This is a genomic window from Ruegeria sp. YKSF070 (assembly GCF_059612725.1).
Genome location: NZ_JBXWRD010000003.1, coordinates 41,542 through 67,121 on the forward strand (window position 1 = coordinate 41,542; position 25,580 = coordinate 67,121).

The window sequence follows — 25,580 nt, forward strand, 5'->3', positions numbered from 1 at the left end:
CTACACCTTGCCCCGCCGCATGTCGGCGGGGTTTTTTCTTTGTCGCACCCGGTACCCGCCCCGGCCTATTATGCCTATCTGTAAGGGCAGGAACGAAGGAAAGCACTCATGACCGACAGCACAGCCGCGCCCCCGCGCCGTGAGCGGTTCTTTTTTACCCAGCCCGACGAGTTCGATTTCGACAACCGATTTACCCAGGCGGCGCTGAGCAAGCACAAGCGCGAAGGGCTGGAACTGGCGGTGCGCGCGCGCTGGGTCGCGATGGCAGTGATCTCGGTGCTGCTGATCTTTGTGAACCCGCATTGGGACGTGATCTACTACCACGGCATACTGGCGCTGCTTGCCGTCAATGGCTGGTTCATCCGACGGGCGGGTCGTGTAGGGCAATCGCGGCTGGAACTCCTGCTGATTCTGGTCGATCTGCTGATCATGACGTTGGGCATGGTGATACCCAATCCGCTATCCGATGATGTGAGACCGCTGGCGATGCAGTACCGGTTCGACAATTTCCAGTACTTCTTTGTCATCCTGGCGGCAGGAACGCTGGCGTATTCCTGGCGTACGGTGATTACAATCGGCACCTGGACCGCGATCCTGTGGACGCTTGGCTGGGTTGTCGCCCGATGGCAGTCCGAGCCGATTGCCGAATTGTCCGACCGCGCGCGGGCAGCATTCGCAGGTTTCCCCGACGTGGCCGAGCTGATGGAGCCCAACAGCTTCATGGTTCAACTCCGCGTGCAAGAGGTGGTGGTGTTCCTGATCGTTGCGGTCACGCTGGGGGTGACCGTGCGGCGGTTCAACCGGCTTTTGACCACCAATGCCGGGCTTGAACGCGAACGCGCCAACCTGTCGCGCTATTTCTCGCCCAATGTGGTCGATGCGCTCAGCCAGAATGACGAGCCGCTGAAACAGGTGCGGCAACAGGATATCGCCGTTCTGTTCATCGACATCATCGGCTTTACCCGTTTTGCCGCAGGGCGAGACCCCTATGAGGTGATCGAGGTGCTGCGCGGTTTTCACGCCCGGATGGAGGGTGAAGTGTTCCGCCATAACGGCACGCTCGACAAGTATCTGGGGGACGGGCTGATGGCGACATTCGGCACCCCTGTGGGCGGCGAGACCGATGGCAGCAACGCGCTGGCCTGCGCCCGCGCCATGGCCAAGGTGATCGGCGATTGGAACCGCGAACGCCGCCGCCAGGGCGAGCCCGAGATCCGGGCCGGGATCGGTGTGCATTACGGCCCTGCGGTTCTGGGTGATATCGGTGCCAATCGGCTGGAATTCGCCGTGATCGGCAATACGGTGAATGTTGCTGCCAAGCTGGAAGCCCAGTCGCGGGTCTATGACGCCGGCATTGTGATCAGCGACGATCTGCGCCGCCAGGTTGAGGCCGAGGGCGGGGCGATCCTGATGGACGGGTTCGACGAACGCCGGGACGAGATGATCCCGGGTATGACCGATCCAATGGTGGTCTGGGTTCTCTGACAGAACTCAGCGCGGGGTCGGGTTCAGCGCCTTGTTATAGGGCTTCCAGTCGGTGATCTCGGGGTAATACCGGTGCCGCCAAGCCCGTACACGCGGGTTCATCACCCGGCGCCAAAGCGGCGGGATCATCGCGGCCACCGTCATCACCGGATATCCATAGGGCAGCTGCGGCGCGTCCGCCTCGGTATGGTTTTGCAACAGGGGAAACCGCCGGTCGGGCTTGTAGTGATGGTCCGAGTGGCGTTGCAGGTTGATCAGCAGCCAGTTCGAGGCCTTTTGCGCCGCGTTCCAGGAATGGCGCGGCATTACATGTTCGTATTTGCCGTCGCCCAGGTATTTGCGGGTCAGGCCGTAATGCTCGACATAGTTCACCAGTTCCAACTGCCAGATCGCAATGCCCGCCTGCACCAGGAACAGGCCGATCCCGGCCCAGCCCCCCAGCAGCCCGGCCAGCGCCAGCATCAGCCCCTGCAAAGCCCAATAGCGCCAGAACGGATTGGCCGGATCGGTCCAGCGCCGGTCCTTGCGGGCCAGCATCTCGCGTTCTGCGCGAAAAGCCGAGCGTAGGCATTGCACCAGGACGCGCGGATAGAAGCGGTGGAACCCTTCGTTGTAACGCGCGGTGACAGGGTCGCGCGGTGTGCCCACATGACGGTGATGCACCAGAAGGTGCTCGGACCGGAAATGCGAGTAAAGCACCATGGCCAGCAGGATATCGCCCAGCCAGCGTTCGAACCGGTTCTTCTGATGCATCAGCTCGTGGGAATAGTTGATGCCGATGGTCCCGGTAATCACCCCGACCCCAAAGAAAAGCGCGATCTTTTCAAGGGTCGACAGGTGTTCGGCGCGCGTGGCGTACCAGATCAGCCCGTAGAGCGTGACGAATTGCAGCGGCACCCAAAGCTTGGGCAGCAGGATGTACCAGCCCAACTCCTCGTCACCGGTCTGGGGATCGGCGTTTTCCTCGTTGAGGCCCGTTACCTGATCATAAATCGCAAACGCCCACCAGGTCGACAGCGGCACCACCAACAGCCACCATCCGCCCTGGCTGGCCACGATCCAGACCATCGGGATCAGAAGGAAGGACAGCCAGAACGGCAAGGCGCTTTGCCAACGGGCCAGGGTTTCCGTGGGGATCATCGCGGGCTCCACATCCGAGTGCCTGAAACATAATCGTTTTTTCGGGGTATGCCCATGATGCTATTGGCCGCGCCAGAGGTCGAAGGCCTTGCGCATTACTGTCGGCAGATCCGATGGGCGAAAGGCGTGTTTGTCGATGATGACCAGTCCCTCGGGCGCGGTGTCGACCTCCAGCGGCGCCGTATGAATGCGCAGGATCAGGTGGAAATGGGTAAAGGTGTGGCGCACCTCTGCGGGCAGTTCGCGCCAGTCGGCCTCGAATGGCGGTGAAGGTTGGGGCGCCTCGGACCAGTCCGAGCCGGGCCAACCCAGCATGCCCCCCAGCAGGCCCTTGTCCGGGCGCCGCTCCATCAGCCAGCCACCGTCAGAATGCTGCGCCAGATAGACATGCCCATGGCGGATCGGCTTGGGCTTCTTGGGGCTCTTGCGGGGCAGGTCGGACGCGGTGCCGCGCTGGCGTGCCAGGCAGGGGGGGCGCAGAGGACAGATCCCGCAGGCAGGTGCGCGCGGGGTGCAGATCGTCGCGCCCAGATCCATCACCGCCTGGGCGTGATCGCCGGGCCGCTTGGCCGGGGTTATCGCGGCGGCGTGCTCCTTCAGCACCGGCTTCACTCCCGGCAGCGGTTCTTGCACGTCGTGTAGCCGCGCCATCACCCGTTCCACATTGCCGTCCAGCACGGTCTCGGCCCTGTCAAAGGCGATGGCGGCGATGGCAGCGGCGGTATAGGGGCCGATACCGGGCAGGGCGATCAAACCTTCGTAGCTGTCGGGAAACTGGCCGCCGTGCTCCTCGGTCACCGCGCGCGCACATTTCAGCAGGTTGCGGGCGCGGGCGTAATAGCCAAGGCCCGCCCATTCGCCCATCACCGCCTCGTCCGGGGCGGCAGCCAGCGCCGCAACCGTTGGCCAGCGGGTGGTGAAGCGGTGGAAATAGTCGCGCACTGCCGCCACGGTGGTCTGTTGCAGCATCACTTCGGACAGCCATACGCGATAGGGATCGGGGCGCGTGCCTGCCGCGCGCGCCGCTGGCCCCACCCGCCATGGCATTTCGCGCGCGTGACGGTCATACCAGTCGAGCAGCGTGCCGCTCACGTCAAAGTGTTGGAGGTCGCGCACGAAAATTCCCTCGCTTCTATCGGTTTCACTGGTGCCGCAGTGCGTGGGCTTTAGAATAGCGGCAACAGAGTCGGATTCCAGATGGCAAGCAGACGTTCCTCGACCCGTGGCTTCAAGCGCACCGCCAGCGTGCTGGGTGATCAGATTCGCCGGGCTGGCGAAACACGCGGCTTTGCCGTGGGCCGGGTGCTGACCCACTGGGCCGAGATCGTCGGACAGGATCTGGCCGCCATCGCCCGACCGGTCAATATCGGCTATGGCAAGGGTGGCTTTGGCGCGACGCTGACCGTGCTGACCACCGGGGCCCAGGCGCCGATGCTGGAAATGCAGAAGGAGCAGCTGCGCGAACGGGTGAACGCCGCCTATGGCTATAACGCCATCAGCCGGGTCCGCATCACCCAGACCGCGCCCGTCGGCTTTGCCGAAGGTCAGGCCACATTCGAGCATCGCCCAAAGGCTGCAGCCAGCGCCCCGCGCCCCGAGATCGTGGCCGAAGCGGCGCAGGTGGCCGACGGCGCCAAAGATGAAGATTTGCGCGCGGCGCTTGAAAGATTGGCGCAGAACGTTTTATCGAGACAGAAATCTTGAAGAAGGGCAGAAAGATGAACCGTTTGGGAACTTTGGTGTTTGCCGGTGTGGCCGTCGTGGCGGGGGCCTATTGGCTGACCCTGCCCTCACAGGGCAACCTGCCCGCCAACCCGCTGATTGGCAGCGCCGAGGCGCAGCAGGCCGAAATCGATACTTCGACCATTGTCGAAATGGTGCAAGGGGCCGAGGACGCGCCGGTCGAAATCATCGAATATGCCTCATATACCTGCCCGCATTGCGCGGCCTTTCACCAAGGCCCCTACAAGCAGCTCAAGGCCGATTTCATCGACACAGGCAAGGTGCGCTTTGTCTATCGCGAGGTGTATTTCGACCGCTACGGTCTCTGGGCCTCGATGGTGGCGCGCTGCTCGGGTCCCGAGAAATTCTTTGGCATTTCCGACCTGATCTACAAAGGGCAGGCTGAATGGTCGCGCGCCGGTGGTCCGGCCGAGATCGCCGAGGAACTGCGCAAGATCGGTCGGCTGGCGGGGATCGAGAATGATAAGTTGGAGGCGTGTCTGGGCGATGCCACCATGGCACAGACGTTGGTCGCCTGGTATCAGGAACACGCGACCCGGGACGAGATCAACTCGACCCCCAGCTTCATCATCAATGGCAAGAAGGTCGAGAACCAGGCTTATGAAGGGTTCAAGGCCCTGATCGAGGCCGAACTGGGCAGCTGACCTCAGGGCGGCGGCGGCGCGGCGGCCAGCAGGATGCCGCGCAACCTGTCCTCGTCCCCTACCTCCAGCCGGACGGGCAGGGTGATTACCTTGGCGCGGAATGCTGGGGGCAGCCGCACGGCATCCTTCTCCGTCGTCACCATCTGGGCGCCCAAAAGCCGCGCTTCGTTCTCCAGCCGGGTCATCAGCGCTGGAGTCAGCGGCTGGTGATCGTCCAGCGCTTCGGCCCGGCGCAGATCGGCGCCCTCGGCCCGAAGCGTGCGAAAGAACTTGGCCGGGTTGCCGATCCCGGCAAAGGCCAGCACCGGCGTCGCGGTCCAGTCCATCCCGGTGCGCAGCGGTTTCAGCTCAGCGGTGACCAGCGGCACGGTCACGTCCGGACCCCAGGTTGCGCGGAACCGGTCCTGTGCCTGCGCATCTCCCAGGGCCAGAACCAGGTCGGCACGGGCAAGACCTGTTGCCACCGGTTCCCGCAAGGGGCCGGCGGGAATACAGTGACCGTTGCCAAAGCCCTGCGCCGCATCGACCACGATAATCGAGAGATCCTTGGCGACGCTCGGGTTCTGGAACCCGTCATCAAGGATGATTGCGGTGGCCCCCGCCGCTGCCGCCGCGCGGGCGCCGGCGGCACGATCCTTGGCCACCCAGACCTCGGCAAAGGCAGCCAGCAGCAATGGCTCGTCGCCCACCTCCTCGGCGCGGTGGCGGCGCGGATCGACCTGCACCGGACCTTCGAGCGTGCCGCCATAGCCACGGGTGACCACATGCGGTTCGTGCCCGGCATCACGCAGCCGCTCGGCCACCCAGATCGCGCTGGGGGTCTTGCCGGTGCCGCCCGCGTTCAGGTTGCCGATGCAGATCACCGGTACAGGCACCTTAACCGGATCACCGCCCGCCAGCCGCCGTGCGGTCGCCCGGGCATAGACTGCGCCCAACGGCGCCAGCAGCCGCGACTGCCAGCCCGGATGTGCGGGGTCGTTCTGCCAGAACTCAGGTGCTCGCATGAATTGCCTTTCGCCGGTCCAGCCGGTCCAGCACCATTTCGATCAATTCATCGGTCAGATGCGCGGTCTCGGTGGCCACCTGCCAGCCGGCCAGGGCCATGCGGGCCGCGGCGTCCGGGGCCAGCAGGTCGACGACCTCGCGCCCCAGTGCCTCGGCATCGCGCACCGAGCGCGCCGCGCCGGCAGAGGCCAACCGCACATATGTATCCATGAAACTGCGCACATTGGGACCGTAGAGCAGCGCCGAGCCCAGTGCCACCGCTGTCAGCGGGTCGCGCCCGCCGGTGCCGAACTCCAGCGAGCTGCCCATGAAGGTCAGCGGGGAGATCCGGTACCACAGACCCAGATCCTCGGCATGGGCGCTGATCACGACCTGGGTCGAATCCTCGATCCGGTCACCGGCATCCCAATCGGCACAACGCAGATCCATCGCCTCGAGCCGGGTCTGCAACGGACCGGCCTCATCAGGATCGGCCACATGCACAATCAGCAACAGCCTGTGCAACAGCCGCAGCGCATGGCGATGCGCGGTCAGTACCGAGATGAACTCCTTGGGCTGGGTCCAGGCCGACAACCAGACCGGCCTGCCGCCCAAGGTGGTGTTGGTTTCGACCAGTTCCTCTTCGGACCAGGGGGCGGGATTGGCACTGACCTGAAGCGGGTTCGATGCGCGGACCTTGGTTGGCGCGACACCGGTCCTGCGCACATAGCGCGCGGTCGCTTCGCCGTCGGTCAGGATCATGTCAAAACAATCCAGCATGGTACGGGTAAGATCGGGTAACCAGCGGTGGCGCCGGGCCTGCAACTCGCGTTCGGTGATGTCGATCAGCAGCATCGGTATGCCGCTGCCAGCGGTTTCGTCAATCAGGTTGGGTTTCAGGGCACCGCCAGACCAAAGGCACAGGTCGGGTCGCCAGTGATCCAGGAAACGCCGCGCAGGGGCGGGATGATCGTCGGGCAGCACCGAAATCAGGCCACAGGGCGCGATCCAGTCATCGATACGTGTCTCCGCCGGGATGGTGAACAGAAGGCTCAGATCTGGGCGAAGCGAGATCAGTCGCTGTGACAGATCGCAAAGCGCGGGAAACCGGCTGCGATCGGTGACATGTATCCAGATCAGCTCTCCCTTTGGACGGTCCGGCATGTCCCGGCCTGGCGGGTTCACCCCCCGCCAGTTCAGGACCCGGTACGCGGCAAGGCTGAGCGACCGCACCATGGCTCAATCCAGCCCAGATAGCGCAATGCCAACAGAGGCGCCGGTTCGCCGGTCTATGGGGACGGTGGCTGCCATGCGGCACTCCTGACGGAGGGGTTGAAATCGGCGGCACCCTAAGGGTTTGGCAGGCCGGGTCAAGGCATCGGGGGGCGAGGCCCGCATTCGTCAATGGGCCGGAATACCCGCGCTTGCCGGATCAAGGGCACCAAACAGGCCGCGATGCACGGTGTCGCCGCCTGCGATGACCCCATCCAGCCGGGGTCTGGGATTGTTGAACTTCAGCGCTGCGCCGGTCCGGTCGGTACAGCGCCCGCCCGCTTCGCGCAGGATCAGATCGCCAGCGGCGATATCCCATTCCCAGCTGGGTCGCAGGGTCAGCATCCCGTCGAACCGGCCCTGCGCCACCAGTGCAAGGCGATAGGCCAGCGAGGGGCGATAGTCGCGATGGAAGGCGGGTGCCTGACCGCCGGTCCAGTGTTCGGGGCGCAGATTTGGTCGCGCGGCCAGAATATGCGCCTGGGCCAGGTGGGTGGGCGCCGAGACCCGGATCGGTTGGCCGTTCAGAAAGGCACCACCGCCCGCTGCGGCGGTGAACAGCAGGTCGCGCTGGGGCAGATAAACGGCGGCGGCGGTAACCACGCCCCGGTCCGCGACCGCCAGCGCATGCGCCCAGGTGCGCGACCCTTCGGCAAAGCTGCGGGTGCCATCGATCGGGTCGATTATGAAAACACGGTCGTGATCCAGCCGCGCGGCGGTATCCTCGGTCTCTTCGCTGAGCCAGCCATAGCCGGGGCGGGCAGCGGGCAGCATTTGCGCCAGCATCGCATTCACCGCCAGATCGGCCTCGGTCACCGGGCCCGCGCCATCGGGCTTGTCCCAGCGCTGGGCATCGCGGCCTGAGTAGCGGGTGGCGATGCGCCCGGCCTCACGTGCAGCGCGGATCAACAGGTCGAGGTCAGTTTCCGGCAAGCGTCATCCCCTCGATCAGGATCGACGGCACCACCCGCGAAAGCCAGGGTCGGGCATCGTTCGCCGGGACCATCCGCAGCAGCATGTCGCGCAGATTGCCCGCGATGGTGCATTCGTTGACCGGATAGGCGATCTGGCCATTCTCGACCCAGAACCCCGAGGCCCCCCGCGAATAGTCGCCCGTGTTGGGGTTGATCGTCGACCCGATCAGCGAGGTCACCAGCAGCCCGGTTCCCATGTCACGGATCAGATCATCACGGCTGGCCGTGCCGGGCGTCAGCGTCAGGTTCCAGTTGCTGGGCGAGGGAGGACCCGACACGCCGCGCGTGGCATTGCCGGTCGAGGCCAACCCCAGTTTGCGCGCGCTGGCCAGGTCGAGCGTCCACCCGGTCAGCACCCCGTCTTTGACGATTGCGCGGGCCTGCGTTGGCAGGCCCTCGGCATCGAAGGGGCGCGACCCTGAAACGCGTGGGCGATGCGGATCCTCGACCAACGACAGGGCGGCGGGCAGCACCTGCTCGCCCAGATTGTCCTTGAGCCATGACGACCCCCGCGCGACGGAAGCGCCATTTGCCGCTGCCAGCAGGTGCCCGATCAGCGAGGCTGAAATACGTTCGTCAAACAGCACCGGATAGCTGCCGGTCGCCGGTTTGCGCGCCCCTTGCAGGGCAACCGCCCGTTCGCCGGCGCTGCGGCCGATGTCTTCGGGGCTGCGCAGGTCGGACTGATAGGTGCGGCTGTCGCCATCGGCGTCCCGCTCCATCCCCGTTCCGCTGCCCGAAATTGCCACGCAGGAAAGCGAGCGCACACTGCGCCCGTAGCCGCCGGAAAACCCGTTGGTGGCGGCCAGATGCACATGGTGCTGACCATAGGCGGCAGCGGCATCCGACACCTGAGACACGCCAACTACCGCTGCTGCGGCGGCCTCGGCGGCCAGCGCGTCCTGCATCAGCGCTTCGGGCCCCGGTTCGGCGGCGGGGTCGCGTAGATCGAGCGCGGCAAGATCCCAGTCGCGGGCCAGCTGATCGGGATCGGCCAGCCCGGCAAAGGGGTCCTCGGGCGCTTCGCGCGCCATCGCCACCGCGCGTTCGGCCATCGCGGCCATCGCCTCGGGGCGGCTGTCCGAACTGGACACGATCGCCTGCCGTTTGCCGACAAACACCCGCAGGCCCAGATCGGTCCCTTCGGAACGCTCGGCATGTTCCAGTGCGCCGCCGCGCACCTCGACCGAGACCGAAGTACCCTCGACCACCAACGCATCGGCGGCTTCGGCGCCAGCCTGGCGGGCGGCGTGCAAGAGGGCGTGGCTGAGGTCTTCGGCCTTGTGCGGCATGGGCTGTCCTTTGGCTGTTGTCAGGGAGGTAGCCCCCGCCGCCGCCCGCTGCAAGACCTACGGCGCGCGATGCGGGTGACCAAGGTGTCAGCAGGGCGCGCAGCCGATGCGCGCACCCCGCTGGAGCCGTTATTTGATACGCTGACCGTTTGCGAGGATATGGCCCTGTTCGTTGATCTCGATCTTCGAGTTCAGCGTATCGGGCGCATCGCCGGGTACTGCCAGCATGCCCATCATCATCCGCGCGCCCATGGCGTCATCCTCGGACACGAAACCCATGGCGATCAGCTTGTCGAGCAGCGCATTTGCCCCGGTCAGGGTCAGGTTCGCCACACCGGCAGGCGCCGGGATGCCGTCAAAGGTTTCGTAGTCGGAATTGTCAAACGTGAAAGCGCCAGTACCGGTCAGCTTGGCCCCCACCAGCGAGACCAGCAGCTGGTTGATGGTCAACTCGTTCAACTCGCCCGGCGCACCGCCGGTCGCTTCGAGCGTTTCGGCCACGGTCGGGTCGAGAAAATCGACCAGGACTGTCACCATGCCCGACAGATCAAGTGCGACGGTTGCCGGATCGCGCGGCAGTGCACCGGCGGGGTCGAACATGCCCCAGATCATGTCCGACATGGTGAAACCGGTCAGGTTCATGCCAAAGCCAAAAGGTTGCGGATCGTCGCCCGCCTGGGTGGGGATATCCAGCTTGAACCCCGATTCCGCCATGGCCAGATCGATCGGAAAGGGCAGGTTCTGTGTCGTCATGGAAATCTGCGACTGGCGGCCCTTGAGATCGTAGACCACGTGGCTGGCATCCATGGCGATCCGGAAATCACCGCCCTGCGATGAGGATGTCATGGCAAAATCGTCGCCATCACCCTTGGCCGCCATATTGCCGCTGCCAGCGCCATAGCTCATCAGTGCGTCAAAGGCGAAACCCGATTTCAGCATGTCCGAGAAGTTGGTCGCGTCAAAACTGCTCGGCAGGCTGCCGGTGCCGGAATAGCGTACATCCGAAAGCGTGCCCGAGAAGTTCCCCGCATCGTCCGAGTCGGGATCGTCGAAAGACAGCGCATATGTCAGGCCGGAGGCGGTGAAGCTTTGCACCAGATTGCGCATCTCGCCCAGAATCATTTGCGAGGTGCCGGTGACGGCGGTCATCTCCAACAGGAAACTCAGCGCATCGGCGGGCATCGTCTCGCCATCGGCCTCCAGCGAGGCAAGCCGCAGGCTGACCTGATCGGCGCTATAATCATAGGTCATGTCATCCGGGTCGCCGGTCGCGACCATGGACATGTTGCGGTTGGCATATGTGAGCGTGCCCGTTACCGGTGCCTCGTCCTCGACAGAGAAAACGAAGGTCAGCGGGAACTCTTCGGGCAGGCCGATCCGCACCGATCCGTCGCCCTGATCGGTCATGGTGATCTGTGGCATCGAGAAAGACATCGCGCTGTCCTGCTCGGGAATGCCCATGGACATGCTGAAATCGGTGATCGTCAGCGTGTCGCCCGATCGGCTTTCCGTGCCTGCGACCTCATAGCCCATGCCGCCCAGATAGGCGCTCCAGTCGGCCCAGACCTGTTCGGCGGTCAGATCGGCCCAGGCGCCCTGGGTTGCAATGGCATAGGCGAGTATGGCGCCGGACGTGCGGCGGAGGAAAACGGGCATCACAAGAACCTCTCTGGATCAATTTCGTCCCTATCGTGTTTCGGTGGGCAACGGGCGTCAAGGGGGCTGGTACTGGACCCTTCCCGCGTCACGGCGTAGGACTTGGCAGAGCAGACACGGGAGGAAGGTGGATGACCGGAATGCAAGGAAAAACCGTTCTGATCACGGGCGCAAGCCGTGGGATCGGGGCCGAGGCCGGGCGCGTCTTTGCCGCAGCCGGGGCCAATGTCGTCTTGTTGGCACGCAGCGCCGAGACGCTCGCCGAGCAGGCATCCGAAATCGGCGAGACCGCACTGGCACTGGCTTGCGACGTGGCCGACGCGGCGCAGGTGGCGGGTGCGGTGAACGCGGCGGTGTCGCGGTTCGGCGGGCTCGACGTGCTGATCAATAACGCAGGTGTGATCGAGCCGATCTCGCATTTGGCCAACTCGGACCCGGCAGGATGGGGGCATGCCATCGATATCAACCTCAAGGGCGTCTATTACGGCATGCGCGCGGCATTGCCGGTGATGCGCAAGGGGGGCGGCGGCACCATTCTGACCGTCAGTTCGGGCGCCGCCCATAACCCGGTCGAGGCCTGGAGCCACTATTGCGCCTCCAAGGCGGGGGCAGCGATGCTGACTGCCTGCCTGCATCTGGAAGAGGGCCATCACGGCATTCGCGCCATGGGCCTGTCGCCTGGAACCGTCGCCACCCAGATGCAGCGCGAGATCAAGGGGTCGGGCATCAACCCGGTCAGCCAGCTCGATTGGTCGGCGCATATCCCGGCCGACTGGCCGGCGCGGGCGCTCTTGTGGATGTGCGGGCCCGAGGCGGACCCGTTTCTGGGAACCGAAATCTCGCTCAGGGACGAGGATATCCGCAAGCGGGTGGGACTGGCATGATCGAGCTGGAAAAGGAGGGCGGTTTGTGGACCGTCACCCTGAACCGCCCCGACAAGGCCAATTCGCTGACCGTGGCCATGCTGGAACGGCTGGTCGAGATCGCCGAGGCGGCGGGCGAGGCACGGGCGCTGATCCTGACCGGGCGCGGTAGGGTGTTCAGCGCAGGCGCTGATCTTGAGGCCGCACGGGCGGGGCTCGCGACCTCGGACCTGTGGGAGCGGCTGTCGGGCGCGATCGCGGCGCTGCCTTGCCTGACGGTCGCGGCCCTGAACGGCACATTGGCGGGGGGCGCCAACGGCATGGCGCTGGCCTGCGACCTGCGCCTCGCGGTGCCCGAGGCCAAGGTCTTCTACCCGGTGATGAAGCTTGGCTTTCTGCCGCAACCTTCCGATCCGGCCCGCATGGCGGCGCTGATCGGCCCGGCGCGGACCCGGCTGATCCTGATGGCGGGCCAAAAGATCACCGCGCAGGAGGCCTATGACTTCGGCCTGATCGACCGGATCGTACCCGCCGAACAGTTGATGGAGACCGCCCGCGCGCTGGTGGCCGATTCCCTGGCCGCCGATCCGGCGGTTGCGGCAGGCATTTCCCGGCTCTGTTCCTGACCAGCCCTTCAGGAGAGCGCCGGTTTCGTGCAACGAAACCGGGCCGGAAACCTTGCAGGTTTCCGGTCGCCGTCGCGCGTCAAGGCTGTGAATCGCTAGCGTTTGCGCCGCCCGCCCGGCACTTTCGAGCGAAACCCGGGGGGTCGTTTGCGCACCCAGGCGAGGAACTTCGCCAACCGGGGATGGGCGCGCAGAGCCTCTACCGTGTGAAAGCTGCGCGCCAGTTCCGCCTCGGTCAGGGTGGCATGGATCTCCTTGTGGCAGATGACATGCAACAGGACCGTCGGTCCTCCCTTGCCACCCTTCAGCCGGGGGATCAGGTGGTGCTGGCTGCCGTCGCCTTCGGGTATCGGCCGTTCGCATAACGGGCAGACCCCTTCGGGTGGGGGGAGATCCGGGCACTTGTTTTCCTTGTCTGTCATGGGCAAGAGGATGCACCACCGTGCAAACGGCGCAAGTGGAGAGACCCATGGAATTCGGAACACAGGCCCAGACCGAGCTGCTGAACAGCCTGATCGAACAGGGCGAGCGTCTCTGGACAATTGCGCTGGGCTGGCTGTCGAGCCCGGCCGCCTGGTCGCAATTCGCCCTGTTGATGGTGGCCTATCTGGTGGCGCTCTATGCCGCGCGCCGGTTGCGTGAGCCACTGTCGCGCCTGCTGACCCCACCCTCGGGACAGATGGATCCGCTGTCGCGGACCCGCCGTTTCGTGTTGATCTTCGTGCCGCTGCTGCTGCCGCTCCTGGCCTATGTCTTTACCGGCATCGGCGAGAGTGTCACCCGCTCGCTGTTCGGCTCGGGCGCGGTGATTGCCTTTGGCAAGCGGGTGTTCCTGTTCCTGGCCGCCCGCATTCTGGTGCGCGAAATCCTCGACGATCCGCTGATGAAGCTGCTGGGCCGTTACGTGTTGATCCCGGTGGCGGCGCTCTATGCACTGGGCCTTCTGGAACCGGCCATGGCCAGGCTGGACCAGACCGTGGTGCCGCTGGGCAACCTGTCCTTTTCGCTGCTCTTCGCGTTGCGTTTCCTTGTCGTGGGCGGCGCCATTTTCTGGCTCGGGCGCTGGTCCAACGACCAATCGGCGCAATTCATCAAGCAACAGCGTGAAATGCGCCCGGCGATGCGCGAACTGACCGTCAAGGCGGTCGAGATCGGTATCTTCGGCATCGCCTTCCTGCTGGTGATGAACATCATGGGGATCAGCCTGACCTCGCTGGCGGTTCTGGGCGGGGTCATCGGCGTCGGTCTCGGCTTCGGCCTGCAAAAGATCGCGTCGAATTTCATCTCGGGCGTCATCCTGCTGCTCGAAGGGCAGGCAACCGTCGGCGATTACGTTGAACTCGACGGGGGAGAGGCGGGGACCATCGTCAAGATGACCGCGCGCGCCACCATCCTCGAGACATTCGACGGGCGCTGGATCGTGGTCCCGAACGAGGATTTCATCACCACGCGGGTGGTCAACTTCTCGGATCAGGGAAGCGCCAACCGGTACGAGGCGCCGTTTTCGGTGAGCTATGACACCGATATCAACCGGGTGCCCGCGATCATCGAGGCGGCGGTGGCGGCACATCCCGGCGTGCTGACAAACCCCTTTCCACCCGACTGCGAGCTGCGCGGTTTCGGCGATAGCGGGGTCGATTTCGCGGTCGAATTCTGGGTCGAAGGGATCGATGACGGCAAGAACAAGTTCATGTCAGATGTGCTTTTCCTGATCTGGAACGCACTCAAGGAGAACGGCATCGAAATCCCCTATCCGCATCGGGTGGTGGAACTTTCCGGCAGTATCGAGACGCGGCAGGCATGAAACCGGCGGTCGTGATAGGGGCAGGACCGGCGGGTCTGATGGCCGCGGGCGAGTTGGCCCGCGCCGGCCTGCCGGTGCTGGTGGCCGAGGCCAAGCCCTCGGTTGCGCGCAAGTTCCTGATGGCGGGCAAGTCGGGTCTGAACCTGACCAAGGACGAACCTCTTGAGCGGCTGCTTGCCGCCTATGGCGATGCGGCCGACTGGCTGCGCCCGATGCTGGCGGCCTTTGATGCCCATGCGGTTCAGGATTGGGCGCGCGACCTGGGGCAGGACCTGTTTACCGGTTCGACGGGGCGGGTGTTTCCGACCGCGATGAAGGCCTCTCCGCTGTTGCGGGCCTGGTTGGCGGAACTGGCGGGACACGGGGTCGAGATTCGTACCCGCTGGCGCTGGACCGGTTGGCAGGGTGGTGCGCTCCGCTTCGACACGCCCGAGGGGGCGCAACGGATCGAACCTTTGGTCACCGTGCTTGCGCTGGGCGGGGCCAGCTGGGCCCGGCTCGGCTCGGACGGGGCGTGGGCTGGGTTGCTCAAGGCGCGCGGGGTCGAGCTGACACCCTTTGCGCCTGCCAATGCCGGGCTGCTGGTCGACTGGTCCGCACATATGGCGCCGCTGGCCGGACACCCGGTCAAGGGTGTGGCCTGGCAGGCAGGCGCGCTCAACAGCCGGGGCGAGGCGGTGATTTCGACACGGGGGCTTGAGGGCGGCGGCATTTATGCGGTTTCGGCGGCGGTCCGGCAGGGCGCTCCCCTCTTTCTCGATCTGTTGCCCGACCTGCCGCTGGAAGAGGTGGCCGCTCGATTGGCGCGTCCGCGGGGTAAGGCCAGCCTGTCGTCGCATCTGCGCAAGATTTTGAAATTGAACCCTGAAAGCCGCTCACTGTTGATGGAGTTCGGCCGCCCGTTGCCGCAGGTGCCAGAGGGATTGGCGGCGCTACTCAAGCAACTGCCCGTCCAGCATGCGGGCCTGCGCCCGATGGACGAGGCGATTTCTACGGCGGGCGGAGTGGCGCGCGCGGCACTGAACGACGGGCTGATGCTCAATGAGATTCCCGGCACATTCTGTGCGGGCGAGATGCTGGATTGGGAGGCGCCGACCGGCGGCTACCTCCTGACCGGTTGCCTGGCGACCGGCCGCTGGGCCGGTCGCAGGGCGGTGGCCTGGGCTCAGGCAGGGGTCAATGCACCCATGCGCTGAAACGCGGGGCGCGCGCGTACCTTCTTGCCATAGGCCTTGATCCGGTCCGAGGTGATCGGGAAACCGGCACCAAAGGCCCAGTTGAGGCAATGCACCAACAGGATGTCGACGATCGTCATCTTGTCTCCCATTGCGAACGGGTCGCCCAGACGGGATTCCAGACGCGCCAGATTGCGCTCGAACTCCCATTTGGCACAGTCGATGACGGCGGGCACGCGCTTGTCCTCGGGCAGGATGAACCCGTGGCGGGCGGCGACCCATAGCACCCCGTCGATCTCGTCAAGGATCGTGTGGAACAGCGCGTCCTGCTTGGCGCGCTCGGGCGTTCCGGCGGGATAGGTCAGATCGCCATGCTTGTCGGTAAGATAGGTCATGATGGCAGAGCTGTCGGTGATCACGTGCTCTCCATCGACCAGCACCGGGATCTTGCCGCTGCCGTTCAGGGCCGCGACCTGCGGGTCATGCGGGCCGACATCGACGAATTCGTAGGGTTGCCCCAACTCTTCGAGCAGCCACAACACACGCGAAGCACGGCTTTTGACCCGCCCATAGACCTTGTACATGATCGTCTCCCATTCTGGTGATCCCGATGCAGGATGGGGCCGGCGGGCGCGGGGTCAAGCCCTGCGTGCGAGGCCGTAACGTCACCGTGACCGGGACAGCCACGCCAACCGGATCATCGCCCGCTCGACCAGCGCCATCTGGGGCGCCGATTGCCCGGCCGAGCGCAGGGCGAGGTCGGTATCGGTCAGCACCGTCAAAGCGGCCTCCAGCCGCCTTGCGCCCCATCGCTGCGCCTGGTTCAGAATGCGGTCACGGCGCGGACCAAAGACCGGCGGTCGCAATGTACCGATGCCCTGCGCCGGGCCACCGGGCGCCGACGCACAGGCATAGAGCGTGCGGAAATGTCGGGTTGCCCCGATACACAGGCTGACCGGCGTCGTGCCCTGGGCCTGTAGACGACGGATCAATGGTCCTATCTCACCCTCCTTGCCCTCGGCTACCACGTTCAGAACGTCATCCAGCGCCGCCTCGGTCGAGCGGGGGGCACAGGCCGCGATGTCCTCGAGCCCCAAAGGTGCCTCGTCCCCCAGCTTGTAAAGCGCAAGCTTTTCCATCGTCTGCGCGAAATCGCCGGGCCCCAGATCGCGCGCCAGATCGGACAGGACTGTCATCGGCTCGGGCGGGACGTCGCGGATGCCGGCGGCGGTCAGCATCCGTTCGATCTCGGCCCGCGAGGGCGGGTCGTCATAGATGCCGGCGGCATAGGCGTTGGGATGGGTTTCGAAGGCCTTGCGGATCTTGGAACTGGGCTTCAACTGACCGGCGGTCACCACGATCTGCGCATCGCCCGGCTGCCAGTCCTCAAGCGCCGCCAGAACTGCGGGGGCCGAGGTTTCGGGGCAATCCTCGACAAAGACAACGCGCGGGCCGGGAAAGAAACCGGCCGCTTTGACCGCGTCCAAGAGTTGTGCCGCGTCCTTGCGCAACTCGGCCCCGGGCATCCGGGTCAGGCGCATCTCTTCCTCGCCATTTGGGCCGAGGAGAGCCGCGATGATCTGCTGGCGTTTCAGGGCGATGCGCATAGCATCGGCCCCGTGGATCAGGATACCGGTCTTTCCCGCGTCGGGGCGGGCGAAATAGCCATCCGCCTCGCGCGGGGACAGCTTCATGCCGGCTGATCCAGCGTTGCGTAAAGCTGGGTGACCAGTTGATCCGAGAGAATCACCATCAGACGCTGGCGCGCGTCCCGTTCCCCTGCCAGCGTGTCGACGGTCGAGCCGGTGGCGGAATAGCCGGTGAAATTGCGGACCTCGCCCGAGGCCATCACCGCGCCGCTTTCCTTGTCGGTCAAGGTATAGGCGGCGGTGCCGACGATGGAATAGCGGGTTGTGTCGTTCGAGGCGGTGATTGCCTGCCCCTGCGAGGCGGTGCGCACCTTGACGTCCAGCAGATAGTCGGTGCCGGCGGCAGCGGTCCGGCCCAGGCTCTGTTCCAGATTCTGCACCAGCCAATAGCTTTCGACATCATCGGGGGCCGAAACCTCGACTCGGCCGCGCAGCGCATCGCCCGCGCCGCCAGGGCCATAGACCGGCTGAAAGCCGCAGGCGGCCAGCGCAAGCGGCAGCATCAGCAGGGTTCTGCGATTAAACGACCACATTGACGATCCGGCCCGGCACGACGATCACCTTTTTCGGTGCGGCGCCATTCAGCGCCTTTTGCACAGCATCGGTGGAGAGCGCCAGTTTTTCAACCTGCGTCTTGTCCATATCGGCGGGCACGCTGATTTCCGCGCGGCGCTTGCCGTTGATCTGCACCGGCAGGGTAACCAGCGCATCGACCAGCATCGCCTCGTCCGCGACCGGCCAGGGCGCCGCCGCGATCAGACCCTCGCCGCCCTGATGAGCCCAGATGTCCTCGGCCAGGTGCGGGGTCATCGGCGACATCAGTTGCGCCAGCGTCATGATTGCCTGCCTCTGCGCTGTTGCACCGGCCTTGGATTTCGCCAGGGTGTTAGTGAAGGCATAGAGCTTGGCAATCGAGGCGTTGAAGCCAAAGCTTTCGATCCCGTTGGTCACGTCGCGGATGCATTTGTGCATTTCGCGCAACAGGTCGTCGTCACCTTCACCGGGCGCGGTGGTGTCCATCGCGGCGATCCTGTCGCACAGGTTCCAGACCCGGTTCAGGTGCTTGTGCGCGGCCTCGGCACCGGCATCGGTCCATTCAACGTCGCGTTCCGGCGGGCTGTCGGACAGAACGAACCAGCGCGCGGTGTCGGCGCCGAAGCGGTCGATGATGGCCACCGGGTCGACCACGTTGTTCTTGGATTTCGACATCTTGGCCGAGGGGATGATCTCGACCTCGGTACCATCTTCCAGATAGCCCTTGCCACCTTCGAGACGCACAGCCTCGGGGTAGTGATAGACCGGGCGGCCATCGGCGCCGGTGGTCTTGAAAATCGCGTGAGTCACCATGCCTTGGGTAAAGAGCGCGTTGAACGGTTCTTTCGATTTCTCGGGCAGATGGCCGCAGATATGCATCGCGCGGGCGAAGAAACGCGAATAGAGCAGGTGCAGGATCGCGTGTTCGATGCCGCCAATATACTGGTCGACATTCATCCAGTACTCGGCCTCGGCCATATCGGTGGGCGTTTCGGCGCGCGGCGCGGTGAAACGCGCGAAATACCACGAGCTGTCAACAAACGTGTCCATCGTGTCGGTTTCGCGCCGGGCGGGCTGACCGCAGGACGGGCAGGCGCAGTCGCGCCAGGTCGGGTGCCGGTCCAGCGGGTTGCCGGGCACGTCAAAGGTGACATCGTCGGGCAGCCGAACGGGGAGGTTTTCCTTTTTCTCGGGCACCACGCCGCAGGCATCGCAATGCACAACGGGAATCGGGCAGCCCCAATAGCGCTGGCGCGACAGGCCCCAGTCACGCAGGCGGAACTTGGTCACGCCAGTGCCCAGCCCCTTGGCCTCCATCCAGTCGATGGTGGCGTCGATGGCCTCTTGTCCCGTGGCCACATCCAGCCCGGCGAAATGGTCGATCCATTTCACCTTTTCGGTCTTCAGGGGCACAAAGGCCTCGGTCTCGACCGGCCTTGGATCATCAAGCGCCACAAAGGTGTCGATCACTGGCAGGTCATATTTGCGGCAGAAATCGAGGTCGCGCTGGTCATGTGCCGGGCAGGCAAAGATGGCGCCGGTGCCGTAATCCATCAGGATGAAGTTTGCGACCCAGACCGGCAGCTCCCAGTCGGGGTTCAGCGGATGGCGCACGCGCAACCCGGTATCGGCCCCCAGCTTCTCGGCCTTTTCAATGGCTTCCTCGGTGGTGCCGCCCTTGCGCATCTCGGCTACCTTGGCGGCGAGGTCAGGGTTCTCGGCCTCCAGCGCCTTGGTCAGTGGGTGGTCGGGCGAGATGCCGAGGAACGAGGCCCCCATCAGCGTATCGGGACGAGTGGTATAGACGTCGAGCGTGTCAATGCCATGAGTGGATTCGGTCAGCGCCCACGAGAATTGCAGCCCGCGCGATTTACCGATCCAGTTGGCCTGCATCAGCTTCACCTTGGCGGGCCAGTCATCCAGCGTGTCGAGCGCGTCCAACAACTCGCCCGACATATCCGAGATCTTGAAGAACCATTGCGTCAGTTCGCGCCGTTCCACCAGCGCGCCCGAGCGCCAGCCGCGCCCGTCCTCGACCTGTTCATTGGCCAGAACGGTCATGTCGACCGGATCCCAGTTCACCACCGCGTTCTTGCGATAAACCAATCCCTTTTCGAGGAAATCGAGGAACAGCGCCTGTTGCTGACCGTAATATTCCGGGTCACAGGTGGCGAACATCCGCGACCAATCGAGGCCAAAGCCCAGTGGCTTCATCTGCGCGACCATCGTGTCGATGTTGGTGTAGGTCCAGTCCTTGGGATGGCCGCCGCTGGCCATGGCCGCGTTTTCGGCCGGCATGCCAAAGGCGTCGAACCCCATCGGGTGCAGCACATTGAACCCGTTCGACAGTTTGTAACGCGCGATCACGTCACCCATCGTGTAGTTGCGCACATGGCCGATATGGATGCGCCCCGACGGATAGGGAAACATCTCAAGCACGTAGTATTTCGGCTTGTCCGCGGTGCGCACGGCCTTGAAGATACCGGCCTTGTCCCAGGCCTCTTGCCATTTGGCTTCGATTTCGGTGGCGGAATAGCGCGACATGGCGGTTCTGGTCCTTGATGAATGCAAACGCCGGGCGTGAACCCGGCGTGGTGATAAAGCGAATTGGCGCGAGGTTCTAGAGTTTGTCGTCGCCGATGCGCAGCTGACGCGCGCGCGATAGAATCGCGTCCTCGACCGCGCGGGCGGTCGCAGCATTGACCGGAGCACCGCCACTGGTTTGCAGCGACACTTTCAGCGCGCGGGCTTCAAGCGCCGGATCCTTGATGTGCACGGTGGCCCTATAAGAGCGTCCGCCGCCCGGCGGCGTGCCATAGCCGGTGACGATCACGCCGGTGAACGGATCGACTGACTGAATCGGCAGAAAGCTGAGCACATCCAGCGATGCCGCCCAGAGATAGCGGTTCACCTGGACAGTCTGTTCAGCCTTGGACGGGCCGAAAACGTCCCAGATCGAGGATTTCTCGTAGTTGGTAGGCGCGCTTTCGCGGTTGTTGGTGATATAGGAATCGTCCGCTGGAGGCGCGTCGGCGATCCGCACGCCACCACCACGGTTGCCGCAAGCGGCCAGGCCCAGGCCCAAGGCAAGCACGAGGGTGGTTTTGAACGCGTTCTGCAAGGTCATTGGACGGTCCCACTGCTTTCTGTTGGGAAATGTCCTACCCAAGCCGCGTAAGGGGGGCAAGCCTCTATAGGGGGAACGCGCGCGTACGAGGCGGATTTGTCCGCTTTCTGATGGGCCGTGAGGGGGAAAATCCGCTGCCGGGTCACCGGACTGTGGCAAAGCTGCACCATCCGTGACGACTTTGCGCCGGGCTTGCCGCCAAGACTTGCAAACAGGGGGGCGAAAGAGCGAAACCCCTGTCCATACCCACGCCGGATTCACTGGTTTGGGCGTATGAATGAAAACCGAGGGAAACACGATGAAAAAAGTTCTCTTCGCAACGACTGCGCTGATCGCTACCGCAAGCGTCGCAGCAGCAGACGTTCGTCTCAGCGGTTACGGCCGCTTCGGTCTGGACTACAACGACGCCAACGACCGCGCCGTGAACGGTGTCTCGAAGACCACCATCACCAGCCGTCTGCGTCTGCAGTTCGACATGTCGGCAGAAACCGACGCCGGTGTTGCGTTCGACGCTCGCTTCCGTGCACAGGCCGAAAGCCGTGACAACACCCCCGGCGGTGCAATGTTCAACGGCGCTCGCTTTGGTGTGTCGTACCAGGGCTTCCGCGTGAACGTCGGCAACATCATCGGCGCGATTGAAAACATGCCCGGCACCTACCTCGAGACCCGTACCGCAGGTATCGGTATCGACGGCGCCAGCTTCTACTCGCACGTTGGTAACGTGAACAACGAGTTCTTCAACTGGGATGCATACTCGTCGGCAGGTACCGGTGTGAACGGCATCGAAGCTCTGTACTCGACCGGCGGCTTCACCGGCCACCTGTCGTACTCGACCCGTAACGGCGCCGTTGCTTCGGACCGTATCGGCGTGATGCTGGCCTACAACTTCGGTGACTGGACTGTCGCAGCTGCGCACCAGTCGTCGGACGCCATGTGGGAAGACAAGACCCTGGTGTCGGTCGCATGGGACGGTGGCCAGTTCGGCGCACGCGTCGCATATGCTGACAACGACGGCATCTCGAAGTTCGGCATCTATGGCAACATGGACATCGGCTCGGCTTCGAACCTGCTGGTCTTCTACACCGACGAAGACGCAGTCAGCGCAGCTGACGTTCTGGCCGGTCGTGGCGACAACCGCGACAACATCGCCGGTTCGAACCAGAACGAAGGTGGTTCCTATGGTATCCACTACTCGTACGACCTGGGCGGCGGCGCTTCCTTCGAAGCAGGCTACCGTCGTGCGTCGAACGACAACGACACCTTCCAGGCCGGTGTGTACTTCAGCTTCTAAGCTGTACACCGCTTGACGGTATCGAATGGGGGCAGGTCTTCGGACCTGCCCTTTTCTTTTGCGCCGACATGGTGTTTTTCTGCGGCAAGCCAGATCGGGGGACGACATGTCACTGCAAGAGATAACGAACCGCATCGCCAGGGCCGAACAGGCCGCGAACCGGCCAGAGGGGTCGGTCAAGCTGATCGCGGTGTCCAAGGTGCAACCCAACGAGCGCGTCGAGGCGGTGCTGGAGCAGGGGCATCGCATCTTCGGCGAGAATCGCGTGCAGGAGGCGGCAGGAAAATGGCCTGCCTTCATGGAGCGGTACGAGGGTGTGGAACTGCATTTGATCGGCCCGTTGCAGACCAACAAGGCACGTCAGGCGATGGAACTGGTGCACGCCATCCATTCGGTCGATCGCCCCAAGCTGGCCACGACACTTGCCCGGCTGGCGCAGGAAATGGGCAAATGTCCCGACCTGTTCATTCAGGTCAACACCGGCGAAGAGGATCAGAAGGCGGGTGTCCTGCCAATGGAAGCGGACGGGTTCATCGCCGAATGCCGCGCGCTTGACCTGCCGGTACACGGGTTGATGTGCATCCCCCCGGTCGAAGAGGAACCTGCTCTGCATTTCGCGTTGCTGGCCAAGATCGCGGCGCGCAATGGGTTGAGCGGTCTCAGCATGGGGATGAGCGGCGATTTCGAAAGCGCCATCGCGCTGGGGGCAACCCATGTCCGGGTTGGCTCTGCCATTTTCGGCGACCGGGTCAAAGCGGCGGGATGATCAACCGCGTTCCGGGCCGCACCCGCCGTGCAAGCCAGTGCAGATTGGGGCGCCTGAAGGCCACGCAGCCCTCGGTCGGATAGCCGGGCCGCCGCCATTGGTGGACAAAAATGGCTGAGCCGCGCCCAGGTTCCGCTTCGGGCCAGTTCCAGTCGGTCACCAGCACCAGATCATAAAGCGGATCCGCGCGGCGCAGCCGTTCGTGGCTGTGCCCGTAGGGCTTGCCTACAAGGTGGTTATAGGCCGCATCGCCCATATCATCCGACCACAGATCGCCCGGACCGATGGGCCGTGCCCATGGGGCAGGCGGCGCGATTCGGTCAGCGCGATACAGCATGCCGACGATGCGATGGATACCGACGGGGGTCGCCCCGTCGCCCTCGCGCTTGTCGGCCCGGATGCCGCCCTTGCCGATGGAGCAGGGAAGATAGCGGCCCCAGAACCGCACCCCGCGCGGAGTCAGGACCAAATCCTGCGGGTTCACAACATATGGCCCGATTTGGCCGCCTTGGTCGCCAGATAGCCCCGGTTATGCGCGGTCTCGCCTACCTTGAGTGGCACCCGTTCCGTCACCGCGATGCCGGTACGTTCCATCATGGCGATCTTGGCGGGGTTGTTGGTGAGCAGGCGAACCGATTTGAAGCCCAGCGACTTCAGGATGTCCGAGCCCAGCCGGAAATCGCGCTCGTCATCCTCGAACCCCAGCCTGTGGTTGGCTTCGACCGTATCAAATCCTTGATCTTGCAGGAAATAGGCGCGCATCTTGTTGGCAAGGCCAATGCCGCGCCCCTCTTGGTTGAGATAGAGCAGAACGCCCGCACCTTCTTCGCCCATCTGTGCCAGCGCGCCGCGCAACTGTGGGCCGCAATCGCATTTCAGGCTGCCCATCAGGTCGCCGGTGAAACAGGCCGAATGCAATCGCGCCAGAACCGGCTTGTCCCGGTCGGGCCGGCCGATTTCCACCGCGTAATGCTCTTCGCCACCATCCTCGGGACGGAACACATGCAGGCGCCCGGCCTCGGAGACCTCCATCGGCAAGCGCGCGGCCGAGACCACGTGCAGCGGGCTGCGTTCGGACAGGTGAGGCGCGGCTGAAGCGTGGTCGATCGTGGTCAGCCCGTGCGCGGCGGCGAAATCACGCCCCTCGGGCAAATTCACCAGCACCGCCGCAGGCAGCAGGCGCGCGGATTTCGTCAGGCTGATCGCCAGTCGGTGCAACCCGGCCTTGCCTTGCCGCAACGTGGTCAGCGGCCCCTTCATCGGCGTGTTCAGATCGTCCGATGGATCGGCCACCGCCTGGACCCAGCGCAGATCGGCCCCGGCGGGCAGGCTTACCCGCGCTAGATCGCCGTCATAGGCGCGCGCCTTGAGCGTTTCCGCGCGGCGCCCGGTGATGGCAATGACCGGATCGCCCAATTGCCGCATATCCGCCAGTCGCTCCGCAGTCAGCGTTTCGACCGCCAGCGCCAGAGTGCAATCCCCGTCCTCGTCCCGCAACACGACAGGCACCCCCATGCGCAGGTCGGCACGGGCGCGCGCCAGAAGCTCGGTGACATCCGGGATCAGACTCATCGGGTGTTATCCTATAACGTTCACGGCATTTACCTAGTCGCTGTCGGCGGAAATGTGAAATAAATCTCGCAAGTAAAACACGACCGCGTGAGAGATATGCAGCAAAACTTGCCGAATTCGTGCTGCGCCCTCACCTGTTGCGAAACGAAATCTGGAGGATGCGGGTATGGCGCAGCTGAAAAAAATCCTGCTGGTAGATGACGACGACGACCTGCGCGAGGCGCTGAGCGAACAGCTGGTCATGACCGAGGATTTCGATGTCTTCGAGGCCGAGACCGGTCATGCGGCATCGGAGCGGACCAAAGAGGCGATCTATGATCTGGTGATTCTGGATGTGGGTCTGCCCGATACCGATGGGCGCGAGTTGTGCCGCCTGATGCGCAAGCAGGGCGTCAAGAGCCCGATCATCATGCTGACCGGTCATGACAGCGATGCCGATACCATTCTTGGTCTTGATGCCGGTGCCAACGATTACGTGACCAAGCCGTTCAAGTTTCCGGTTCTTCTGGCTCGTATCCGTTCGCAATTGCGTCAGCACGAGCAATCCGAAGATGCCGTTTTTCAGTTGGGGCCATATACGTTCAAACCGGCGATGAAGATGCTGATCACCGAAGACGAGCGCAAGATTCGGCTGACCGAGAAAGAGACCAACATCCTCAAGTATCTCTACCGTTCGACCGATGGCGTGGTGCCGCGCGACGTGCTCCTGCACGAGGTCTGGGGGTATAACGCCGGGGTCACCACCCACACGCTGGAAACCCATATCTATCGCCTGCGCCAGAAGATCGAACCAGACCCGTCGAACGCGCGGCTTCTGGTTACCGAATCCGGCGGATACAGGCTCGTGGCGTAAATTGAGATATTGATTCAGGTCAAAGTGGAATCTTTGTGGTACCTTTAACCTGACCCCAACCCGCGCATGTCCGGGTCATGACATGCACCTCCCTGTTGGACTGGCCGGGCCTTGTGCCCGGCCCTTTTTT

The 25,580-nt window shown here is 64.1% G+C and carries 25 protein-coding genes; 10 read left to right on the forward strand and 15 right to left on the reverse strand.

Annotation, left to right across the window (positions count from 1 at the left end):
* The first annotated feature begins 108 nt into the window (after nt 1–108).
* Nucleotides 109–1,485, forward strand: a complete 1,377-nt coding sequence (locus AC2FL1_RS02235; protein WP_496826683.1) for an adenylate/guanylate cyclase domain-containing protein — start codon at nt 109–111, stop codon at nt 1,483–1,485.
* A 6-nt stretch (nt 1,486–1,491) separates the two neighbouring features.
* Here the strand turns inward: AC2FL1_RS02235 and AC2FL1_RS02240 are convergent, their stop codons facing one another.
* Together AC2FL1_RS02240 and mutY are read right to left on the reverse strand one after the other, a co-directional pair.
* Nucleotides 1,492–2,625 carry an alkane 1-monooxygenase gene (locus AC2FL1_RS02240; protein WP_496875846.1) on the reverse strand — a complete coding sequence of 378 codons (1,134 nt, stop codon included), beginning with the start codon at nt 2,623–2,625 and terminating at the stop codon, nt 1,492–1,494.
* Between the two features lie 60 nt (nt 2,626–2,685).
* The gene (gene mutY, locus AC2FL1_RS02245; RefSeq protein ID WP_496875847.1) at nt 2,686–3,741 is read right to left on the reverse strand and encodes an A/G-specific adenine glycosylase; all 1,056 of its coding nucleotides are present in this window, start codon (nt 3,739–3,741) and stop codon (nt 2,686–2,688) included.
* Between the two features lie 81 nt (nt 3,742–3,822).
* On the opposite strand from mutY, the gene AC2FL1_RS02250 reads away from it, so the two are divergent.
* Complete coding sequence (locus AC2FL1_RS02250; protein WP_496826677.1) at nt 3,823–4,329, forward strand: DUF721 domain-containing protein; 507 nt, start codon at nt 3,823–3,825, stop codon at nt 4,327–4,329.
* A gap of 14 nt (nt 4,330–4,343) precedes the next feature.
* Nucleotides 4,344–5,012, forward strand: coding sequence for a DsbA family protein (locus AC2FL1_RS02255; RefSeq protein WP_496826675.1), 669 nt, complete (start codon nt 4,344–4,346; stop codon nt 5,010–5,012).
* Nucleotides 5,013–5,014: 2 nt separating this feature from the next.
* Here the strand turns inward: AC2FL1_RS02255 and lpxK are convergent, their stop codons facing one another.
* The 5 genes from lpxK to AC2FL1_RS02280 all read right to left on the reverse strand — a co-directional run bounded on the left by lpxK (nt 5,015) and on the right by AC2FL1_RS02280 (nt 11,190).
* Entirely contained in the window at nt 5,015–6,016 is a 1,002-nt protein-coding gene (gene lpxK / locus AC2FL1_RS02260; protein WP_496875848.1) for a tetraacyldisaccharide 4'-kinase, read from the reverse strand.
* On the reverse strand, nt 6,003–7,160 hold the full coding sequence (locus AC2FL1_RS02265) for a 3-deoxy-D-manno-octulosonic acid transferase (RefSeq protein WP_496875849.1): 1,158 nt from the start codon (nt 7,158–7,160) through the stop codon (nt 6,003–6,005). Before AC2FL1_RS02265 ends, lpxK begins: the two co-directional genes overlap by 14 nt.
* Before the next feature lie 237 nt (nt 7,161–7,397).
* A complete protein-coding gene (locus tag AC2FL1_RS02270) occupies nt 7,398–8,201 on the reverse strand; it encodes an inositol monophosphatase family protein (RefSeq protein ID WP_496826669.1) in 804 nt (267 codons plus the stop codon).
* The gene (locus AC2FL1_RS02275) at nt 8,188–9,534 is read right to left on the reverse strand and encodes a TldD/PmbA family protein (RefSeq protein WP_496875850.1); all 1,347 of its coding nucleotides are present in this window, start codon (nt 9,532–9,534) and stop codon (nt 8,188–8,190) included. The genes AC2FL1_RS02270 and AC2FL1_RS02275 overlap by 14 nt, the downstream gene beginning before the upstream one ends.
* 129 nt (nt 9,535–9,663) lie before the next feature.
* Nucleotides 9,664–11,190: a DUF2125 domain-containing protein gene (locus AC2FL1_RS02280; RefSeq protein WP_496875851.1), complete on the reverse strand. Its 1,527-nt coding sequence runs from the start codon at nt 11,188–11,190 to the stop codon at nt 9,664–9,666.
* 131 nt (nt 11,191–11,321) lie between these two features.
* Here AC2FL1_RS02280 and AC2FL1_RS02285 point away from each other — a divergent pair, with 131 nt between their 5' ends.
* A complete protein-coding gene (locus AC2FL1_RS02285; RefSeq protein WP_496875852.1) occupies nt 11,322–12,074 on the forward strand; it encodes an SDR family oxidoreductase in 753 nt (250 codons plus the stop codon).
* Complete coding sequence (locus AC2FL1_RS02290) at nt 12,071–12,679, forward strand: enoyl-CoA hydratase/isomerase family protein (protein WP_496826661.1); 609 nt, start codon at nt 12,071–12,073, stop codon at nt 12,677–12,679. Before AC2FL1_RS02285 ends, AC2FL1_RS02290 begins: the two co-directional genes overlap by 4 nt.
* Before the next feature lie 95 nt (nt 12,680–12,774).
* On the opposite strand, the gene AC2FL1_RS02295 is transcribed toward AC2FL1_RS02290, so the two are convergent.
* Nucleotides 12,775–13,101, reverse strand: coding sequence for an HNH endonuclease (locus AC2FL1_RS02295; protein WP_234138379.1), 327 nt, complete (start codon nt 13,099–13,101; stop codon nt 12,775–12,777).
* Between the two features lie 47 nt (nt 13,102–13,148).
* On the opposite strand from AC2FL1_RS02295, the gene AC2FL1_RS02300 reads away from it, so the two are divergent.
* Together AC2FL1_RS02300 and AC2FL1_RS02305 are read left to right on the forward strand one after the other, a co-directional pair.
* Nucleotides 13,149–14,483 carry a mechanosensitive ion channel family protein gene (locus AC2FL1_RS02300; protein ID WP_496875853.1) on the forward strand — a complete coding sequence of 445 codons (1,335 nt, stop codon included), beginning with the start codon at nt 13,149–13,151 and terminating at the stop codon, nt 14,481–14,483.
* Nucleotides 14,480–15,679, forward strand: a complete 1,200-nt coding sequence (locus tag AC2FL1_RS02305; protein ID WP_496875854.1) for a TIGR03862 family flavoprotein — start codon at nt 14,480–14,482, stop codon at nt 15,677–15,679. The genes AC2FL1_RS02300 and AC2FL1_RS02305 overlap by 4 nt, the downstream gene beginning before the upstream one ends.
* On the opposite strand, the gene AC2FL1_RS02310 is transcribed toward AC2FL1_RS02305, so the two are convergent.
* The 5 genes from AC2FL1_RS02310 to AC2FL1_RS02330 form a co-directional block, all read right to left on the reverse strand.
* Nucleotides 15,649–16,242, reverse strand: a complete 594-nt coding sequence (locus AC2FL1_RS02310) for a glutathione S-transferase family protein (protein ID WP_496826654.1) — start codon at nt 16,240–16,242, stop codon at nt 15,649–15,651. The two genes, AC2FL1_RS02305 and AC2FL1_RS02310, sit on opposite strands and share 31 nt — an antisense overlap.
* An 81-nt stretch (nt 16,243–16,323) precedes the next feature.
* The gene (holA, locus tag AC2FL1_RS02315) at nt 16,324–17,352 is read right to left on the reverse strand and encodes a DNA polymerase III subunit delta (RefSeq protein ID WP_496875855.1); all 1,029 of its coding nucleotides are present in this window, start codon (nt 17,350–17,352) and stop codon (nt 16,324–16,326) included.
* On the reverse strand, nt 17,349–17,840 hold the full coding sequence (lptE, locus tag AC2FL1_RS02320; protein ID WP_234138389.1) for an LPS assembly lipoprotein LptE: 492 nt from the start codon (nt 17,838–17,840) through the stop codon (nt 17,349–17,351). The genes holA and lptE overlap by 4 nt, the downstream gene beginning before the upstream one ends.
* On the reverse strand, nt 17,827–20,385 hold the full coding sequence (gene leuS, locus AC2FL1_RS02325) for a leucine--tRNA ligase (protein WP_496875856.1): 2,559 nt from the start codon (nt 20,383–20,385) through the stop codon (nt 17,827–17,829). Before leuS ends, lptE begins: the two co-directional genes overlap by 14 nt.
* A gap of 76 nt (nt 20,386–20,461) precedes the next feature.
* A complete protein-coding gene (locus tag AC2FL1_RS02330) occupies nt 20,462–20,968 on the reverse strand; it encodes a DUF3576 domain-containing protein (RefSeq protein ID WP_496802546.1) in 507 nt (168 codons plus the stop codon).
* 298 nt (nt 20,969–21,266) lie between these two features.
* On the opposite strand from AC2FL1_RS02330, the gene AC2FL1_RS02335 reads away from it, so the two are divergent.
* Both AC2FL1_RS02335 and AC2FL1_RS02340 read left to right on the forward strand, forming a co-directional pair.
* Nucleotides 21,267–22,259 (forward strand): porin, encoded by a 993-nt coding sequence (locus AC2FL1_RS02335; protein WP_496826648.1) that lies wholly within the window; start codon nt 21,267–21,269, stop codon nt 22,257–22,259.
* A 106-nt stretch (nt 22,260–22,365) separates the two neighbouring features.
* Complete coding sequence (locus AC2FL1_RS02340) at nt 22,366–23,025, forward strand: YggS family pyridoxal phosphate-dependent enzyme (protein ID WP_496875857.1); 660 nt, start codon at nt 22,366–22,368, stop codon at nt 23,023–23,025.
* Here the strand turns inward: AC2FL1_RS02340 and AC2FL1_RS02345 are convergent.
* Together AC2FL1_RS02345 and ribA are read right to left on the reverse strand one after the other, a co-directional pair.
* Nucleotides 23,009–23,509: a L,D-transpeptidase family protein gene (locus AC2FL1_RS02345; protein WP_496875858.1), complete on the reverse strand. Its 501-nt coding sequence runs from the start codon at nt 23,507–23,509 to the stop codon at nt 23,009–23,011. The genes AC2FL1_RS02340 and AC2FL1_RS02345 overlap by 17 nt on opposite strands.
* On the reverse strand, nt 23,506–24,597 hold the full coding sequence (gene ribA, locus AC2FL1_RS02350; protein ID WP_496875859.1) for a GTP cyclohydrolase II: 1,092 nt from the start codon (nt 24,595–24,597) through the stop codon (nt 23,506–23,508). The genes AC2FL1_RS02345 and ribA overlap by 4 nt, the downstream gene beginning before the upstream one ends.
* Nucleotides 24,598–24,763: 166 nt before the next feature.
* On the opposite strand from ribA, the gene AC2FL1_RS02355 reads away from it, so the two are divergent.
* Nucleotides 24,764–25,450, forward strand: a complete 687-nt coding sequence (locus tag AC2FL1_RS02355; protein ID WP_496826640.1) for a response regulator transcription factor — start codon at nt 24,764–24,766, stop codon at nt 25,448–25,450.
* Nucleotides 25,451–25,580: the final 130 nt, after the last annotated feature.